The following is an 18,115-nucleotide window of genomic DNA, read 5'->3' as shown; positions in this document are numbered from 1 at the left end:
GGTTGGCGCTCCGCTTCCCGACGCTGCGATCCCGCCTGCAGTCCTAGCCTCATGCCAGCCTCCCTGTCCACCGACCTTCCTGCCCTGCTCTTGCCCGCGGTACCCGCCGGCTGGCTTTCGGCGCTGCCCGGCGGCATCGCCGCCGACCTGTGGTGGTGGCCCTCGCTGTTCACGCTGGCCGAATGGCTGATCCGCCTGACCATGCTGGTCTATGTGCCGCAGCGTCGCGCGCCGGCGGCGGCGCGCACCTGGCTGCTGCTGATCTTCTTCCTGCCATGGCTCGGCCTGCTGCTGTACGCGCTGTTCGGCCGCATCTACTATCCCAAATCGCGCCGCCTGAAGCTGCTGCGCATCAACCGCGGCATCGAGCGCGTGCGCGGCCCGCTGGAGCGCTTCGCGCCGGTGCAGCCGCTGCCCGCGGGCGTAGCCGCCGACGCCGCCGCCCTGATCGAGCGGCTGGGCTCCTACTGGCCCATGCAGGGCAACGCGGTGGAACTGATGGACGACTATGACGCCGTGGTGGCCCGCATGATCGCCGACATCGACGGCGCCGCGCGCCAGGTTCACCTGCTGGTCTACATCTACGCCGCCGACGCCACCGCGCGCGCCATGACCGATGCGCTGCTGCGCGCCAGCGCACGCGGCGTGCGCTGCCGCCTGCTGCTGGATGCGCTCGGCGCCCGCGCCGGCTGGCGCGCGTTCTCGGACGAACTGCGCCAGGGCGGCGTGGAGGTGATACAGGCCCTGCCGATGCGCTCGCTGAGCGCCGTGCTCAAGGGCAAGAGCGCGCGCTTCGACCTGCGCAACCATCGCAAGATCCTGGTGGTGGACGGCAGCGTCGGCTATATCGGCTCGCAGAACGTGATCGATGCCGAATCCATGCCCGGCCTGCCCAACGAGGAACTGGTGGCGCGCGTGACCGGCCCGGTGGCGGGGCAACTGCAGGCGTTGTTCCTGGCCGACCGCTACCTGGAGACCGGCGAGACCCCGGACGGCGGCTTCGCGCCCGAGAACTTTCCCGCCCTGCGCGCCGAGGGCACGCACACAGCCCAGATGCTGCCCAGCGGCCCCGGCTACGGCACGCAGAACGCGCAGATGGCGCTGGTGAGCATGGTCCATCGCGCGCGCGAACGGATCGTCATCACCACCCCCTACTTCGTGCCCGACGAGGCCTTCCTGCAAGCCCTGCAACTCGCCTGCTACCGCGGCGTGGCCGTGCACCTGGTACTGTCGCAACGGATCGACCAGCGCTTCACGCAGGCCGCGCAGGAGGCCTACTTCGGCGTATTGCTCGATGCGGGGGTGCTGATCCACTTGTACAAGCCGGCCTTCCTGCATGCCAAGCACGTGACCATCGACGACGAGGTCGCGATGGTGGGGTCGACCAATATGGATATCCGCTCGTTTGCCTTGAATGCAGAGGCTGCGCTGGTGATCTACGACCGCGCGGTCGTGGCGCGGATGCGGGAGATCCAGGAACGGTACTTCGCGAACAGCGCGCAGGTGGTGCGCGAGGTCTGGCAGCGCCGGCCGCTGCGGAGGCGGACCTGGCAGAATCTTTGCCGGCTGGCGGATTCGTTGTTGTAGGGTTGGGCGCCTTGGGGGCGGTTACTGATTTTAATTTTTGGTGTTGGATTTGGCATTGGATGCGGTGATATCCTAGCCTAATTATTTAACTTCGAAGTCAAAGGCTTTAAATTCAAAGGCTTTAAATTCAAAGTCAAAGGCTTTCGCTCCCCCGGAGCGACCTACTTTCTTTTCCCCGAAAAGAAAGTAGGCAAAGAAAGCGGGCTGCCTGGCCGGCAGGGGCAGAAACATTGGGATTTCTTGTGTTTCTGGTTTCGTCGTGGGGTTCTTGGTTCTGCGCGCATCCTGCCGTTACCGGTGCGGGCGGCCACTAAGCTCCGGGTCTTGTCGGTTTCGGGGTCAGACCTATGATGGCGGGCGCACTGCTTGTGCGGCCATCTGCCGTTACCGGCCTTGGCCACCACGGCATAGCACTGTCATGGTTTCGTGGTGGGCTTGGTGGACCGGGCCGCGGGTGCGCTGGGTTACTTCACTGAGCGAACCACAGGCCCCACCACGAAACCTCCAGCCTCAGTAACACTGTTCGGCTCTGCCCCTGCCGGCCAGGCAGTCCGCTTTCTTTGCCTACTTTCTTTTCGGAAAAAAGAAAGTAGGTCGCTCCGGGGGAGCGAAAGCCTTTGACTTTGACTTTGAAGCTGACGTTGACGTTAAGACCTTGACTTTGATGTCAAAACCTATCGACCTCAAAACACCACCCCCCGCCAAAACCATAAAAAATCAAATAACACAAACTCAACGCGCCTCAACAAACCCCAATACAGTCTCCAACATCACCCGCAACGCGGGCTGGATCCGCGTAGCCAGCGCCTCCTCATAAGCAAACGGATAAACCTCACTCATATACGCCGACTGCGTCAGCTCCAGCTGCACGGCATGCACGCCTTGCGCGGGCGCGCCGTACTGGCGGGTGATATAGCCGCCCTTGTAGCGCCCGTTCAGCACCGCGGTGTGGCCCGGCACGGCGCTGGCGATGTCCAGCAACTGGCTGGCGAGCTCCAGGTCGCAGCTCGCGCCGTCGGCGGTGCCGAGATTGAAGTCCGGCAGCTTGCCCTCGAAGAAACGCGGCAGCACCGAGCGGATCGAATGCGCGTCCCACAGCGCGATGGTGCCGTGCTCGGCCTGCAGGCGGGCGAGTTCCGCGCGAATGGCGGCGTGGTACGGTTGCCAGACAGCTTCGCGGCGCGCGGCGATCTCGTCGTCGGTGGGCAGGCTGCCGTCGGCGTAGACCGGGGTCTTGTCGAAGGTATCGACCGGGCACAGGCCGGTGGTGTCCTGGCCGGGATAGAGGTTGGCGTTGTCGGGCGGGCGGTTCAGGTCCACCACGTAGCGCGAGTGCGTGGCCACCAGGATGGAGGCGCCGAGTTCGCGCGCGAAATCGTAGAGACGCTCGAGGTGCCAGTCGGTATCGGGCACGGTGCGCGCCTCGGCCGTGAGGCGGCCGGACACGGAGGCAGGCAGATGGGTGCCGACATGCGGCATCGACACCAGCAGCGGGCGGGTGCCGCGATGGAGCATGAAGGCGGGGGTATCGGTCGAGAAGGACATATCGTATTGTTTGCTGCTTGATGTTGCCGTTGGGTCCGATCCTGTGCCGCCCGCTTGCGCGCCAGAAGCTTGTAGCGTCAAGCATCGGCACGCGAGGCGGCGCCGGGATTCAGTCGGTCAGCAGGCTGGCACGGGCAGCGGCGAAACGCTCGCCTGACTGCGCCTGCAGGGGGTGAGCGCCATGCTGCACCCGGATGCGGCCGGCGGTGCGGACTTCCGCTAGTGTCTCATGCCCGTGGCTGGCGAACACATGGACCGCCAGCGCCTGGCTGCCGGCGAGGCCGGCCAGGGCCGGATGCGCGCCGTCGAGCACGGCGAAGTCCGCCTGCTGCCCGACCGCCAGCGCGCCGATGGCACGGCCAGAAGCGCGCGCGCCGCCGGCCGCGGCGTCGAGGTAGAGACGGTCCGCCACCTGGCGGTGCGTCTCGGATGCCAGCACATTGCGGCGCTGCAGGCCGAGGCGCTGGCCGTACTCGAACAGCCGCAGTTCTTCCGCCACGCTGACGCTGGCGTGGCTGTCCGAGCCGATGCCCCACACGCCGCCCTGCGCCAGGTAGGGCGCGGCCTCGAACACGCCGTCGCCGAGATTGGCCTCGGTGGTGGGGCAGATGCCGGCCACCGCGCCGCTGTGCGCCAGGCGCCGCCGTTCGTCCCAGTCCATGTGGGTGGCGTGCACCAGGCACCAGCGCGCGTCGACCTCGGCATGGTCGAGCAGCCAGGCCACCGGGCGCGTGCCGGTGAGCGTGATGCATTCGTCCACCTCGCGCTGCTGCTCGGCGATATGGATATGCACCGGGGCGTGCGCGTCCATCGCGTGCAGGCCGGCCACGGCTTCGGCCAGGCTTTGCGGCGGCACCGCGCGCAGCGAGTGCGGGGCCAGCCCCAGGCGCGCCTGTCCGTGGCAATGCGGAGCCAGCCGTGCAAGCAGGTCGAGCATGGCGCCGGTCTCGTGCAGGAAGCGGCGCTGTTCGGCCAGCGCGGGCTTGCCGCCGAAGCCGGCGCTCTGGTACAGCACCGGCAGCAGCGTGATGCCGATGCCGGCATTGTGTGCCGCGCGCAGCAGGCGCAGCGACATCTCGGCGGGATCGGCGTAGGGCTTGCCGTCCTCGGCGTGATGCACGTAGTGGAACTCGCACACGCTGGTGTAGCCGGCGCGCAGCATCTCGATATAGAGCTGCGTGGCGATGGCTTCCAGCGTGTCGGGCGAGAGCCGCAGCGCGAACTGGTACATCAGCCTGCGCCAGCTCCAGAAGGAGTCGCTCTCGCCGCTGTCGCCGGCCGCATCGCTGCGGTACTCGGTCAGGCCGGCGAAGCCGCGCTGGAAGGCGTGCGAATGCAGGTTGGGCATCCCGGGCAGCACCGGGCCGGCGGCGCGCGGCACGCCCGCCGCGGCAACGGCACCGGCCTGCACGGTGGTGAGGCGGCCGCTGTCATCCCATTGCAGCAGCACGTCGCGCGCCCAGCCCTGGGGCAGCAGCGCCTCGGCGGCAAACAACTGGCTGGCGCTCATGCCTGGGCTCCCTTGGCCGGATAGACGCGGCCTTGCCGCACCACCGCCGCGGCCGGATTGCGGCCGAACCAGTAAGCCAGCTCGGCGGGAGAGTCGACCTGCCACAGCACGAAATCGGCGGCGCGCCCGGCCGCCAGCAAGCCATGCCGGTCGGCCGCGCCCAGTGCGCGCGCGGCATGCCGCGTGACGCCCGCCAGCACTTCCGGCACGGTCATCCTGAACAGGGTGCACGCCATATTCATCATCAGCAGCAGCGAAGTGACCGGCGAGGTACCGGGATTGTGGTCGGTGGAGATCGCCATCGGCACGCCGTACTGGCGCAGCAGCGCAAGCGGCGGCAGCTTGGTGTCACGCAGGAAATAATAGGCGCCGGGCAGCAGGACCGCCACCGTGCCGGACTCGGCCATGGCGGCCACGCCCGCTTCGTCCAGATGTTCCAGATGATCGGCGGAAAGTGCCTGGTGGCGCGCGGCCAGCGCGCTGCCGCCGAGGTTGCTCAGTTGCTCGGCATGGAGCTTGACGCGCAGGCCGTGGCGCGCCGCGGCCTCGAACACGCGCCCGGTCTGCGCCAGGCTGAAGCCGACCGATTCGCAGAAGGCGTCCACGGCATCGACCAGCCCTTCCCCGGCCAGCGCCGGCATCATGGTGTCGCACACCAGCGCGATGTAGTCGTCGGCGCGGCCGGCGTATTCCGGCGGCAGCGCGTGTGCGCCGAGGAAGGTGGTGTGCACCGTGACGCCGAAGGCTTCGCCCAGGCGGCGCGCCACGCGCAGTTGCTTGCGCTCGGTGGCGAGGTCCAGGCCGTAGCCGGACTTGATCTCGAGCGCGGTCACGCCCTCGGCCAGCAGCGGCGCCAGGCGCCCGGCGGCGAGCGCGAACAGCGTGTCTTCGTCGGCGGCGCGGGTGGCGCGCACGGTGGAGACGATGCCGCCGCCGGCGCGCGCGATTTCTTCATAGCCGGCACCGGCCAGGCGCATGGCGAATTCGTCGGCGCGCTGCCCGCCGTAGACCAGGTGGGTATGGCAATCGACCAGGCCCGGCGTGATCCAGGCATTGCCGGCGTCGTGGCGCGGCAGGCTGGCGTAGTCTGCCGGCAGTTCGGCGAGTGGTCCCAGCCAGGCGATGAGGCCTTGCCGCACGACCAGCGCCGCGTCGCGGATGGCGTTGGCGGGATCGGCATCGGGCAGCAGGTGGCAGCGGTGCCAGACGCCGTCGGCCGAAGTGGCCTGCGCCGGATTCTGATTCATTGGGCTTTCTCCATTGCGAGGGTGACGCACAGGCAGCGCGCGGGGCCTTCCATGGCACGCAATTGCTGCGCGGCGGCCGCGCCGGTGGCAAACAGCAGGCCATCGCCGCAGGCGAGTTCCGCATCGCCAAGGCGCCATGTGCCCGCGATGACGAACAGCAGCACCGCATCCGTGCCGGGCGCGACGGTGAAATCGCCATGCTGCGCAACCACGCCGGCGCGGCACTGGCCGCGGCGCGTCATGACATTGAAATCGCGCGTGGCACCATCGATCAGCGTGGCCTGCACGCCGCGCTCGCCGGCGAAGGCGAACGGCACGCCGACCGCATCGAGGCGATGGTCGAAGCTGCCGTCATCGGCCAGCAGGCGCACGCCCGCGCCATCGAGCAGCACGATCTGGCGGTCGATGCCCGGGAAGGCCGAGAACGGGCCGTCGGCGGCGATGTCCGCCACGCTCACGCGCCACAGGAACGTATCCATGCCGGCGCCGGGCGGGAAGGCCGCGATCTCGCGCGTGACGCCGCCGCCGTTCTTCCACGGCCGCGGCGCCAGCGCGGCGAGCGAGAAGCGTTGCGCGCCGTTCATGCGCCCTTGGCCTTCGGCAGCATCGGCAGATCGAGGCCCTTCTCGTGCGCGCATTCGATGGCGCTTTCGTAGCCCGCATCCGCATGTCGCATCACGCCGGTGGCGGGATCGTTCCAGAGCACGCGCTCGATGCGTTTGGCAGCGGCATCGGTGCCGTCGCACACGATCACCACGCCCGCATGTTGCGAGAAACCCATGCCGACGCCGCCGCCGTGATGCAGGCTGACCCAGGTGGCGCCGCCCGCGGTGTTGAGCAACGCATTGAGCAGCGGCCAGTCGGAAACCGCGTCGGAGCCGTCGCGCATGGCTTCGGTCTCGCGGTTGGGGCTGGCGACCGAGCCGGTATCCAGGTGGTCGCGGCCGATCACGATGGGCGCCTTCAGCTCGCCGTTCCTGACCATCTCGTTGAAGGCCAGGCCGGCGCGGTGGCGCTCGTCCAGCCCCACCCAGCAGATGCGCGCAGGCAGGCCCTGGAAGGCGATGCGGTCGCGCGCCATGTCGAGCCAGCGGTGCAGGGACTTGTCCTCGGGGAACAGCTCCTTCATCTTGGCGTCGGTCTTGTAGATGTCCTCGGGGTCGCCGGACAGCGCCACCCAGCGGAACGGACCCTTGCCGCGGCAGAACAGCGGGCGGATATAGGCCGGCACGAAACCGGGGAAGTCGAAGGCGTTCTGCACGCCTTCATCGAATGCCACCTGGCGGATATTGTTGCCGTAGTCCAGCGTGGGCACGCCCATCTGCTGGAATGCCAGCATGGCGTTCACGTGCTTGACGATGGAGGCCCTGGCGGCGGCCTCGACGGATTTCGGCTCGGCCGTGCGCGCGGCTTCCCATTGCGGCACGCTCCAGCCTTCGGGCAGGTAGCCGTTGACGAGGTCGTGCGCGGAGGTCTGGTCGGTGACGATGTCGGGGCGCATGCCGCCGGCCTGCGCGCGCCGGACCAGTTCCGGCAGGATCTCGGCGGCGTTGCCGAGCAGGCCGACCGAGATGGCCTCCTTGTTGCGCGTGGCTTCACCGATCATGGCCAGCGCTTCGTCGATGCTGGTGGCTTTCTTGTCCACGTAGCGCGTGCGCAGGCGGAAGTCGATGCGCGACTCCTGGCATTCGATGGCCAGCACGCAGGCACCGGCCAGCACGCCGGCCAGCGTCTGTGCGCCGCCCATGCCGCCGAGGCCCGCGGTCAGGATCCACTTGCCGGCGAGGTCGCCGCCGTAGTGCTGGCGGCCGGCCTCGACGAAGGTTTCATAGGTGCCTTGCACGATGCCCTGCGTGCCGATGTAGATCCACGAGCCGGCGGTCATCTGGCCGTACATCATCAGGCCGGCGCGGTCGAGCTCGTTGAACTTGTCCCAGGTGGCCCARTGCGGCACSAGGTTSGAGTTGGCGATCAGSACGCGCGGCGCRTCSKYRTGGGTGCGGAACACGCCGACCGGCTTGCCGGACTGCACSAGCAGCGWCTCGTCCTCGCCCAGGCGGCGCAGGCTGTCGAGGATGGCGTCGAAGCATTCCCAGTTGCGTGCTGCCTTGCCGATGCCGCCATACACCACCAGGTCCTGCGGGCGCTCGGCCACGTCCGGGTCCAGGTTGTTCTGGACCATGCGGTAGGCGGCTTCGATCAGCCAGTTCTTGCAATGCAGCTGGGTGCCGTGCGGCGCGCGGATCTCGCGCGGGCCGCGCTGGGCCGCGGCCTGGGTGAATTGGTGTTCGTTGGCATTCATGTGAGGTCTCTCCTGCGTGTCTGGTTTCACCTGCGTGGTCCGGCCTCAGGCCGTGGCATACGACGGCAGCACGGCCCGCACCGCCGCCGGCCAGCCCGCGCCAGCGTCGCCCTGCCTGACCCACTGCTTCATCGCCTCGATGTCCGGCGCCAGGTAGCGGTCGCCTTCGACGAAGGCTACGCGCGCGCGGATGCGTGCCAGCTCGCTTTCGATCAGCGGCGAGGACTGCAGCGGGCGGTGGAATTCGATGCCCTGCGCGGCGGCCATGGCTTCGATGCCGACCACCACGGCGGTGTTCTCCGCCATCTCGCCCAGGCGGCGCGCGCCGTAGGTGGCCATCGACACATGGTCCTCCTGGTTGGCCGAGGTGGGCAAGCTGTCCACGCTGGACGGATGCGCCAGCGCCTTGTTCTCGGAGGCCAGCGCGGCGGCCGTGACCTGCGCGATCATGAAGCCGGAGTTGAGGCCGCCGTCGCGCACCAGGAACGGCGGCAGGCCGGACAGGCCGGTGTCCAGCAGCAACGCCAGGCGGCGCTCGGAGATGGCGCCGATCTCCGCGATCGCCAGCGCGATGATGTCGGCGGCGAAGGCCACCGGCTCGGCGTGGAAGTTGCCGCCGGAGATCACGTCGCCCTGTTCGGGGAACACCAGCGGGTTGTCCGAGGCAGCGTTGGCCTCGATGCCGAGCACGCGCGCGGCGTGCTGCAGGTTGTCCAGGCAGGCGCCCATCACCTGCGGCTGGCAGCGGATCGAGTACGGGTCCTGCACGCGGCCGCAGGTCTGGTGCGAATCGACGATCTTGCTGCCGTCGAGCAGCGCGCGCACCGCGCCGGCCACGGCGATCTGGCCAGGCTGGCCGCGCGCGGCGTGGATGCGCGCGTCGAACGGCTTGACCGAACCCTTGATGGCTTCGAGCGACAGCGCGCCCGCCACCAGCCCGGCGGCCAGCAGGTCCTCGGCGGCGAACAGGCCGGCCAGCGCCAGCGCGGTGGAAACCTGGGTGCCGTTGAGCAGCGCCAGCCCTTCCTTGGGGCCCAGCGTGAACGGCGCCAGCCCGGCGTGGGCCAGCCCTTCTGCGGCGGGGCGGCGCTGGCCATCGATCATCACCTCGCCCACGCCGATCAGCGTGCACGACATATGCGCCAGCGGCGCCAGGTCGCCCGAGGCGCCGACCGAGCCCTTGGCGGGGATGCACGGCGTGACGCCGTGGTTGGCCAGCGCCAGCAGCGCTTCGATGATCTCGGGGCGGATGCCCGAATGGCCGCGCGCCAGGCTCACGGCCTTGGTCGCCAGCACCAGGCGCACGGTGTCGGGCGCGAGATCAGCGCCGGTGCCCACGCTGTGCGACAGCACCAGGTTGCGCTGCAGCTCGGCCAGCTTGTCGTGCGGGATGCGCGTCTGCGCCAGCTTGCCGAAGCCGGTGTTGATGCCATAGACCACGGCGTCGGCATCGATGATGTCCTGCACGGTGGCCTGCGACGCGCGCACGCCGGCCCAGGCGGCATCGTCCATGGCCAGGCGCACTTCGCCGCGATGGATGCGGCGCAGGTCTGCCAGCGTGACGGTGCCGGGCTGCAGAGTGAGCAGCGGGCGGGAGGATTGTTGCTTGGGGCTAGTGCTGGTGTCTGTCATTTGTATATCCCTGTCTATACAGCCGGGTTCGGAATTGGGTTGTCCGGGTGGCTTTGCGAAAAAATTCGGCGCTCGGCGGGTTAGCCGAAGGCCGGGTTGCCATCGGCGCGGAAGCGGCTGCCGAGGCGGTATCGGCTGCCTGGATGCAGGCAGCGCACAAAGGTGACGGGGGTGCCGCCGGTCCAGGTGCGGCGGGTCAGCAGCAGGCACGGCTGGTTGCCGGGCATTTCCAGCTGCGCGGCCTGCTCGGGCGTGGCGGCGATGGCGTCCACCACATGTTCGATCTGGTCGTAGGGCACGTGGCGCAGCAGGTATTCGCCGGGCTTCATGGCGCTGGCCGCGGCGAAATCCTGGTTGATGAAGTCCGGCGCCACGCGCGGATTCACATAGCGGTCTTCGAGCTGGATCGGCACGCCGTCCTCGCGGTGCACGCACACCGAGTGGAACACCGATTCGCCGGTGCGCAGGTCGAGCGCCGCGGCCACCTCGATGGATGCGGCAACACGCTCCACCACCATGACGTCGCAGGCGTAGTCATGGCCGCGCATGCGGATCTCGTCCTGCAGGTTGACCACGCTGAGCAGCGTGGACTGCGGCTTGTGCTCGGCCACGAACGTGCCCACGCCGGCCACGCGCACCACCCTGCCCTGCTCGGCCAGTTCGCGCAGCGCGCGGTTGACCGTCATGCGCGACACGCCGAAGCGGGTGACAAGCTCCTGCTCGGACGGCACGCGGTCGCCCGGCTGCCACGCGCGGCTCTGGATCTGGCGCGCGATGTACTCCTTGACCTGCTGGTACAGGGCAGCGGGAGCGGCGTCGGGGACGCCCCGGCGGGCGGCGGTGGCGGGTTTCATGGATTCAGTGCTCGGCCGCGGCCATGGCTTCGGCGCGGATTTCCTCGGTCAGCAGCGCCTTGAGTTCGGAGAACGCCGGCGAGGTCTTGATGGTGTAGTGGCGCGGGTGCGGGAAATCCACATCGATGGTGCGCTTGATGCGGCCTGGCCGCGCCGAGAACACCGCCACGCGGTTGGCCATGAAGATGGCCTCGTCGATATCGTGGGTGACGAACAGCACGGTCTTGCGCGACGCCTCCCAGATGCCCAGCAGCAGTTCCTGCATCAGCACGCGGGTCTGGTTGTCGAGCGCGCCGAACGGCTCGTCGAGCAGCAGGATCTTGGGGTCGTTGGCCAGCGCCCGCGCGATCGCCGTGCGCTGCTGCATGCCGCCCGAGAGCTGCTTGGGGAAATGGTGCTCGAAGCCGCGCAGGCCCACGCGCTGGATGAAGAAGTCGCTGCGCTCGCGCTGCTCGGCCTCGCTCATGCCGCGCTCGCGCAGGCCGAAGCGCACGTTCTGTTCGATGGTCAGCCACGGGAACAGCGTGTACGACTGGAACACCATGCCGCGCTCCGCGCCGGGGCCGGTGACCGGCTGGCCGTCGAGCAGCACGCGCCCGGTGGTAGGCACGTCGAGCCCGGCCACGATGCGCAGCAGCGTGGACTTGCCGCAGCCCGAGGGGCCGAGGATGGTGACGAAGTCGTTGTCCGCCACCTCGAAGTCGGTGGGCTGCAGCGCCACGGTCTGGCCGCCGCGCGGATTGACGAAGGTACGCGAGACCTGCTGGATCGACAGCGCGCTCATTTGATCGAACTCCACGGGAACAGGCGCTGGTTGGCCAGCTTGAATGCCAGGTCGGAGACCAGGCCGATGCAGCCGATCACGATGATGCCGAAGATGATCTGCCCGGTGTTGAGCAGCGCCTGGCTGTCGGTGATCATGTGGCCGATGCCGGAGGACGAGCCGATCAGCTCGGCCACGATCACGTAGGTCCAGGCCCAGCCCAGCACCAGGCGCAGGATCTCGGCGATCTCCGGCGCGGCGCCCGGAATCAGCACGCGCCGCACGATGCCGCGGCTGGTGGCGCCCAGCGTGTAGGCCGCCTCCACCAGGTCGCGGCGCGCGCCGCCCACGGTCACCGCCACCATCAGCACGATCTGGAAGAACGAACCGATGAAGATCACCAGCACCTTCTGCGCCTCGCCGATGCCGGCCCACAGGATCAGCAGCGGGATGAAGGCCGAGGCTGGCAGGTAGCGGCAGAACGAGACGAAGGGCTCGAAGAACGCTTCCGCCGCCTTGTACGCGCCCATGAAGATGCCCAGCGGCACGGCCAGCGCGGCGGCCAGCACGAAGCCGCCCAGCACGCGCCACACGGTCATGCCGATGTCGCCGATGAAGTTGTACTCGGCGAACAGCAGCACGCCTTCGCGCGCCATGGTCATGGGATCGGCCAGGAAGGTGCGCGGCACCATGCCGCCCAGGGTCACCGCCGCCCACACGCCGAAGAACAGCACGAAGAACAGCAGCCCCAGCGTCCAGCGCGCGCGCTGGGAGACCGGCGCCAGCGGCGCCAGCCAGGGGTGGCGGCGCGCCGGCGCGGCCGGCGGCGCCGTCATGGACGGCTTGGCCGCCGGGGAGCCGGCGGGAGCGGGGGAAGAACCGAGATGAGCCTGCGACATGGCACCGCCTTCCTTACTTGATGAAGCGCGCGTCGTACAGCGCCGTGACGTCGGGCACCTGGCGGATCACGCCGATGTCCAGCAGCACCTGCGCGGCTTCCTTGCTGAAGCTGGCCAGCTCGCCGCCGAAGAACTTGCGGTTGGCGTCGCGGTCCTGCCAGCGCAGGTAGGCCGACGACTTGGCGAACTGCTCGCCGCTTTGCTTGACGGCCGCGCCCATGATGTCGTTGGCCTTGGCCGGCTCGGTCTTGATCATGTCGAGCGCCTCGAAGTAGCTGTCGACCAGCGCCTGCGCGGCGCGGGGATTGTCCTTGAGCCACTTGGGCGCGCAGCCCAGGGTGTCCATCACCATCGGGTAGTCGAGCGTGGTGGCGAGGATCTTGCCCTTGTCCGGGTTCTGGCGGACGCTGGAGAGATACGGCTCATAGGTCATGGCCGCATCGTTCTGGCCGGAAACGAAGGCCTGCGCGGCCGCCTGCGGCGACAGCGTGGTGGTCTTGACGTCCTTCAGGCTCATGCCGTTCTTCTTGAGCATCCAGGCCAGGCCGAAGTACGGGGCGGTACCCGGCGCATCGACGCCCACGGTCTTGCCCTTGAGATCGGCGAAGCCCTTGACGTCGGCGCGCACGGCAAGGCCGTCGGCGCCGTAGGACTTGTCGAGCTGGACGATCTGGGTGATGGGCACGCCGTTGGCGTTCCAGGCCACGTGGGTTTCCACCGTGGTGGCCGCGCACTGGATGGCGCCGGAGGCCAGCGCGAGGTGGCGGTCCTTCTGCGGGATCATCTTGATGTCGACGTCCACGCCGTGCTTCTTGAAGATGCCGGCCTTGTCGGCCAGCGTCAGCGGCGCGAAGCCGGTCCAGCCACTCATGCCCAGCGTGACTTGCGTGGCTTGCGCCTGCGCGGTGCCGGCGGCACCCAGCATGGCAACGGCGGCGAACGCGGCTAGCGAGAAACCGCTACGGATACGAAATCCCATCTTCCTGGCTCCTTTGGTGTGATGCGAACGAGGGCCGCGCCAGCCTTGGCAGCAGCCGCATCGCCCGGCTCGGGGCGGCGCCGTACCTGCGGCGCCGGTCATTTGCCAGGCAATTTAGCAACCCTGTATATACAAGTCAATGCAGTAGTTAACCCGAGGGCGGGCACCGCACTGGCTTAACCGGCACTTGGCTGCCAGGGCGCGCCGGCCATGCCATCGTGCCGCACCGGCCGCTCCCCGCCATGCGTCAACGCAGGGCGGCTTCCAGCGCGGGAAACGCCGCGCGCACCACGCCGGTGCCCCGCATCACGCATTTGCCGCGTACTGTCTATACAGGATCGAATGGGGCGTGCTGAACGCAAATGCCGTGCCACCGCGGGCGAACGCGGCGGGCAGCAGGCATCACAGGAAAGTGGCCGGGGGGAGCCTCGGGGGGCGTCAGGCGTCGAAGAAGGACGCCACCGTGGGATAGCGCAGGCGCAGGCGCAGTTCGCGCTTGAGGCGAAGGTTGTCGAGCCGGCGCGACTCGCTCATGAAGCTGAGCAAGGCGGGCTCCACCACGTCGCGCAGTTGCGCGCGATTCAGCCGCGGGGGACGCGGCAGGCCACGGCGGTCCGCGACCAGGTCGAAGTAGTCTGCCATGCGCATCTCGGAGTCGTCGCTGGCGTGCACCACGCGCTGGGCGCGGCCCCGAAACAGCGCGGCCACCATGGTGCGGGCCAGGTCCAGTGCGTGGATGTGGTTGGTATAGACGTCGTCCTGCGGCGCCAGCGCCGGCGTGCCCTTGGCCAGCCGGGCCAGCGGCAGGCGGTTTTCGGCATAGATGCCGGGAATGCGCACGATCGACGCGCGCCAGCCGGCGTCGCGGCCGAATTCGCGCACGATACGCTCGGCCGCCACGCGGCGCCGCGCGCGCGCCGTCTGCGGGCGCACCGGGTGGGATTCCTTGAGCCGCGCGCCGGCGCGGTCGCCGTACACGCCGGAGGTGCTCGCATAGACGAAGGCAGGACGCGCAGCCCGTTTACCGCGGCCGCCGCCGGCCCCCCTGCCGCCCCGCTCGGGTAGAATGGCGGGCTTGGCAGACCAGCCGCCGGCACGCGCCGGCGAGCGCCGCCAGGCGCCCCGCCGCAATACGCGCAACAGCGCCGCGGTGCGGGGGTCGCCCTCGCCGCTGGCCGGCGGCGGCGCCAGGTGCAGTACGCGACCGGCCAGCCCGGCAAGGCGCGCCAGCGTGGCGGGCCGGTCCAGGTCGGCCAGCAGCGGCACGGCGCCGTTGTCGCGCAGCTCACGGCTGCGCGATGGCTGCGAAGTGGTGGCAAAGACGCGCCAGCGCGTCGAAAGAATACGAAGGCAGCGCGTGCCCACGTCCCCGCAGCCTACGATCAGCAGGCGCGGCCGGCCCAGGCGGCGTCGCGACAGATTTTTGCTCATACAGTGATTATGGCTTACCAAGTTACCGTCATGCCCAGCGGGCGCCAGTTCGAAGCAGCCGCTGATGAAACCATCCTCGCGGCGGCCCTGCGCCACAGCATCGGCCTGCCCTACGGCTGCAAGAACGGCGCATGCGGCTCCTGCAAGGGCCGCGTCACCGCCGGCAGCGTTGTCCAGGGCGATCATGCCGCTTCCGCGCTGTCGGCGCAGGAAGAGACGGAGGGCCGTGCGCTGTTCTGCTGCGCCACGGCCAGCTCGGACATCACCATCGAATGCCGCGAGGTGCAGGGCGCGGGCGACATCCCCATCAAGAAGGTGCCGTGCCGCGTGGCGAGCCTGGAGCGCGTGGCCGACGACGTCATTATCGCCCGCCTGCAGCTGCCCGCCACCGAGCGCATGCAGTACCTGGCCGGCCAGTACGTGGAGTTCCTGCTGCGCGACGGCAAGCGCCGCAGCTATTCGATCGCCACGCCGCCGCACCAGGAGGGTCCGATCGAGCTGCACTTCCGCCATATGCCCGGCGGCACGTTCACCGACTACGTGTTCGGCGCCAGGGAAGGCCAGCCGGTCATGAAGGAGCGCGACATCCTGCGCTTCGAAGGCCCGCTCGGCAGCTTCTTCCTGCGCGAAGACTCCGAAAAGCCCATCATCCTGCTGGCTTCGGGCACGGGCTTCGCGCCGATCAAGGCGATCGTCGAGCACGTCGCCTACACCGGCATCACGCGGCCGATGACGCTGTACTGGGGCGGCCGCCGCCCGGCCGACCTGTACATGAACGCGCTGTGCGAACAGTGGGCGCGCGATCTGCCCAACTTCCGCTACGTGCCCGTGATCTCGAACGCGCAGCCCGCCGACGACTGGGACGGCCGCACCGGTTTTGTCCACGAGGCGGTGATGGAAGACCACCCCGACATGGCAGGCTTCGAGGTCTACGCCTGCGGCGCGCCGGTGATGGTCAATGCAGCGCGCAAGGACTTCTCCCTGCGCTGCGACCTGCACGAGGACGCCTTCTTCGCCGACTCGTTCACCTCGGAGGCCGACATGCACCCGGCCCCGGCGGCCTGAGCGCCACCGGACGCAGTCCCAGCGCGACAACAATGCCCGGCCCGTTGAAAATTCGTTTTGACAGCCGGGCGCATGCGCCTTATATTTGCCGCCATGAACTACGCTATGGTCCGACGCAGCTTCCGTACGATGCTCCCCACCGGGGTGCCGCGCGGCTGACCGTCCATCGCTTTTGTTCAGATCGACAAGCCACGGGCAACCCCCGTGGCTTTTTGTTTTTGCGCGCGTTCTTGCGCGTGCCGGTTCCCTCTCCTCTCCCCTGTTTCACGCCGACCCTTGGAGTCCGCCATGGCATTTGCTGAGTATCCCGTCCAATCCCTGATGTACATCACCAACCGGCCCGAACTGGTCTTCACCGAAGGCAAGGGCTCGTGGCTCACGGACCATAACGGCAAGCGATACCTGGACTTCGTGCAAGGCTGGGCGGTCAATTGCCTGGGACACTCAAACCAGGGCATGATCGATGCGCTGGTGGCGCAATCGCAAAAGCTGTTCAACCCGAGCCCGGCGTTCTACAACGAGCCCATGCTCAGGCTGGCCAGGCAGCTCACCGACAGCAGCTGCTTCGACAAGGTCTTCTTCACCAACAGCGGCGCCGAGGCCAACGAAGGCGCGATCAAGCTGGCACGCAAATGGGGCCGCAAGCACAAGGACGGCGCGTACGAGATCATCACCATGGACCACAGCTTCCATGGCCGCACGCTCGCCACCATGAGCGCGTCGGGCAAGGCCGGCTGGGACACCATCTTCGCCCCGCAGGTGCCGGGCTTCCCCAAGGCGGACCTCAACGACCTGGCCTCGGTGGAGAAGCTGATCACCGACAAGACCGTGGGCATCATGCTCGAACCGGTGCAGGGCGAAGGCGGCGTGATCCCCGCCTCGCGCGAATTCATGCAGGGCCTGCGCAAGCTGGCCGACAAGCACAAGCTGCTGTTCATCGTCGATGAAGTGCAGACCGGCTGCGGGCGCTGYGGCCCGATGTTCGCGTACGTGCTGTCGGGCGTGGAGCCGGACATCATGACGCTGGGCAAGGGCATCGGCGGCGGCGTGCCGCTGGCGGCCCTGCTGTGCAAGGCCGAAGTGGCCAGCTTCGAGGCCGGCGACCAGGGCGGCACCTACAATGGCAACCCGGTGATGACCGCGGTCGGCAGCGCCGTGATGGCGCAGTTGAGCGCGCCCGGCTTCCTGCAGAGCGTGCAGGAGAAAGGCGCCTACTTGCGCGAGCAGTTGCTGGCGCTGTCGTCCGAGTTCGGCCTGGGCGGCGAACGCGGCGAAGGCCTGCTGCGCGCGCTGGTGCTGGACAAGGACATCGGCCCGCAGATCGTGGAAGAAGCGCGCGACATGCAGCCGCAAGGCCTGCTGCTGAATTCGCCGCGCCCCAACCTGCTGCGCTTCATGCCCGCGCTGAACGTCACCACCGAAGAGATCGACCAGATGATCGGCATGCTGCGCACGCTGCTCAAGAAGCTGGCCTGAGCCGCGGCTGCGTCGCCGCGCCGGCCGCGGCCGGCGCAGGCCGGCACAGAAAGAAAAAGCCCCGCAGTTCATCGCTGCGGGGCTTTTTCATGGCGCGGCGCGGACGATCACTCGCCCAGGTAAGCCGCCCTCACCTTCGGATCGTCCAGCATCTGCTTGGCGTCGCCGCTCATGGTGACCAGGCCGGACTCCATCACGTAGCCGCGATGCGCGGCCTGCAGCGCCAGGCGCGCGTTCTGCTCGACGAGCAGCACGGTCACGCCCTGCGCCGACACCGCGCGCACGACCTCGAAGATCTTCTCGACCATGATCGGCGAGAGGCCCATCGACGGCTCGTCCAGCAGCAGCAGCTTGGGCTGGCTCATCAGCGCGCGCGCCATCGCCAGCATCTGCTGCTCGCCGCCGGACATGGTGCCGGCGAGCTGGTTGGCGCGCTCCTTCAGGCGCGGGAAGATGCCGAACATGCGGTCGATGTCGGACTTGATGCCGCCCTCGTCGTCACGCGTGTACGCGCCCATCTGCAGGTTCTCGGTGATGGTCATGCGCGCGAACACGCCGCGGCCTTCCGGCACCATCGCCAGCCCCTGCTTGAGCAGCTTGTAGCTGGGCACGCCCTTGATGGACTTGCCCATGTACTCGACATCGCCGCCGGCCCAGCCCTGCAGGCCGGTGATGGCCTTCATGGTGGTGGTCTTGCCGGCGCCGTTGGCGCCGATCAGCGTGACGAGCTCGCCTTCGCGGATCTCGAGGTCGATGCCCTTGACGGCCTGGATGCCGCCGTAGGCCACCTTGAGGCCGGAAATCTTCAGTAGTGTGTCTTTCATC

Annotated in this window: 16 protein-coding genes; 3 read left to right on the top strand and 13 right to left on the bottom strand. The window is 68.5% G+C overall.

What is annotated here, in order from left to right:
• The first annotated feature begins 51 nt into the window (after positions 1-51).
• Positions 52-1,587, top strand: a complete 1,536-nt coding sequence (gene cls / locus AB4Z48_RS24185; protein WP_441618620.1) for a cardiolipin synthase — start codon at positions 52-54, stop codon at positions 1,585-1,587.
• A gap of 81 nt (positions 1,588-1,668) precedes the next feature.
• Here cls and AB4Z48_RS24180 read toward each other — a convergent pair whose 3' ends face one another.
• From AB4Z48_RS24180 to AB4Z48_RS24125, 12 genes are all read right to left on the bottom strand, one after another.
• Positions 1,669-1,818, bottom strand: coding sequence for a hypothetical protein (locus AB4Z48_RS24180; protein ID WP_441618618.1), 150 nt, complete (start codon positions 1,816-1,818; stop codon positions 1,669-1,671).
• A gap of 501 nt (positions 1,819-2,319) precedes the next feature.
• Positions 2,320-3,132, bottom strand: a complete 813-nt coding sequence (gene hutG / locus AB4Z48_RS24175; protein WP_441618616.1) for an N-formylglutamate deformylase — start codon at positions 3,130-3,132, stop codon at positions 2,320-2,322.
• 109 nt (positions 3,133-3,241) lie between these two features.
• Positions 3,242-4,642 (bottom strand): formimidoylglutamate deiminase, encoded by a 1,401-nt coding sequence (locus AB4Z48_RS24170; RefSeq protein WP_441618615.1) that lies wholly within the window; start codon positions 4,640-4,642, stop codon positions 3,242-3,244.
• Positions 4,639-5,889 (bottom strand): imidazolonepropionase, encoded by a 1,251-nt coding sequence (gene hutI / locus AB4Z48_RS24165; RefSeq protein WP_441618613.1) that lies wholly within the window; start codon positions 5,887-5,889, stop codon positions 4,639-4,641. Before hutI ends, AB4Z48_RS24170 begins: the two co-directional genes overlap by 4 nt.
• Positions 5,886-6,473, bottom strand: coding sequence for a HutD/Ves family protein (locus AB4Z48_RS24160; RefSeq protein ID WP_441618611.1), 588 nt, complete (start codon positions 6,471-6,473; stop codon positions 5,886-5,888). The genes hutI and AB4Z48_RS24160 overlap by 4 nt, the downstream gene beginning before the upstream one ends.
• A complete protein-coding gene (hutU, locus tag AB4Z48_RS24155) occupies positions 6,470-8,191 on the bottom strand; it encodes a urocanate hydratase (protein WP_441618609.1) in 1,722 nt (573 codons plus the stop codon). Before hutU ends, AB4Z48_RS24160 begins: the two co-directional genes overlap by 4 nt.
• A gap of 45 nt (positions 8,192-8,236) precedes the next feature.
• Positions 8,237-9,823 carry a histidine ammonia-lyase gene (hutH, locus tag AB4Z48_RS24150; protein ID WP_441618607.1) on the bottom strand — a complete coding sequence of 529 codons (1,587 nt, stop codon included), beginning with the start codon at positions 9,821-9,823 and terminating at the stop codon, positions 8,237-8,239.
• Positions 9,824-9,903: 80 nt separating this feature from the next.
• Positions 9,904-10,677: a histidine utilization repressor gene (gene hutC, locus AB4Z48_RS24145; RefSeq protein WP_441618605.1), complete on the bottom strand. Its 774-nt coding sequence runs from the start codon at positions 10,675-10,677 to the stop codon at positions 9,904-9,906.
• Between the two features lie 4 nt (positions 10,678-10,681).
• Positions 10,682-11,461, bottom strand: a complete 780-nt coding sequence (locus AB4Z48_RS24140; RefSeq protein ID WP_441618603.1) for an ABC transporter ATP-binding protein — start codon at positions 11,459-11,461, stop codon at positions 10,682-10,684.
• Positions 11,458-12,339 (bottom strand): ABC transporter permease, encoded by an 882-nt coding sequence (locus AB4Z48_RS24135; protein WP_441618601.1) that lies wholly within the window; start codon positions 12,337-12,339, stop codon positions 11,458-11,460. The genes AB4Z48_RS24140 and AB4Z48_RS24135 overlap by 4 nt, the downstream gene beginning before the upstream one ends.
• Positions 12,340-12,352: 13 nt before the next feature.
• Complete coding sequence (locus tag AB4Z48_RS24130) at positions 12,353-13,318, bottom strand: ABC transporter substrate-binding protein (RefSeq protein ID WP_441618599.1); 966 nt, start codon at positions 13,316-13,318, stop codon at positions 12,353-12,355.
• Between the two features lie 438 nt (positions 13,319-13,756).
• The gene (locus AB4Z48_RS24125; protein ID WP_441618597.1) at positions 13,757-14,749 is read right to left on the bottom strand and encodes an NAD-dependent epimerase/dehydratase family protein; all 993 of its coding nucleotides are present in this window, start codon (positions 14,747-14,749) and stop codon (positions 13,757-13,759) included.
• A 9-nt stretch (positions 14,750-14,758) separates the two neighbouring features.
• Here AB4Z48_RS24125 and AB4Z48_RS24120 point away from each other — a divergent pair, with 9 nt between their 5' ends.
• The gene (locus AB4Z48_RS24120; protein WP_441618596.1) at positions 14,759-15,814 is read left to right on the top strand and encodes a CDP-6-deoxy-delta-3,4-glucoseen reductase; all 1,056 of its coding nucleotides are present in this window, start codon (positions 14,759-14,761) and stop codon (positions 15,812-15,814) included.
• Positions 15,815-16,102: 288 nt separating this feature from the next.
• On the top strand, positions 16,103-17,290 hold the full coding sequence (locus AB4Z48_RS24115) for an acetylornithine transaminase (protein ID WP_441618594.1): 1,188 nt from the start codon (positions 16,103-16,105) through the stop codon (positions 17,288-17,290).
• A gap of 107 nt (positions 17,291-17,397) precedes the next feature.
• On the opposite strand, the gene AB4Z48_RS24110 is transcribed toward AB4Z48_RS24115, so the two are convergent.
• Positions 17,398-18,114, bottom strand: coding sequence for an ABC transporter ATP-binding protein (locus tag AB4Z48_RS24110; RefSeq protein WP_441618592.1), 717 nt, complete (start codon positions 18,112-18,114; stop codon positions 17,398-17,400).
• Position 18,115 lies beyond the last annotated feature (1 nt).

It is taken from the genome of Cupriavidus sp. 2TAF22 (assembly GCF_052115045.1).
GTDB lineage: Bacteria > Pseudomonadota > Gammaproteobacteria > Burkholderiales > Burkholderiaceae > Cupriavidus.
The sequence above is the reverse complement of the archived record's forward strand: the minus strand, read 5'-3'. Positions and strand labels throughout refer to the sequence as shown.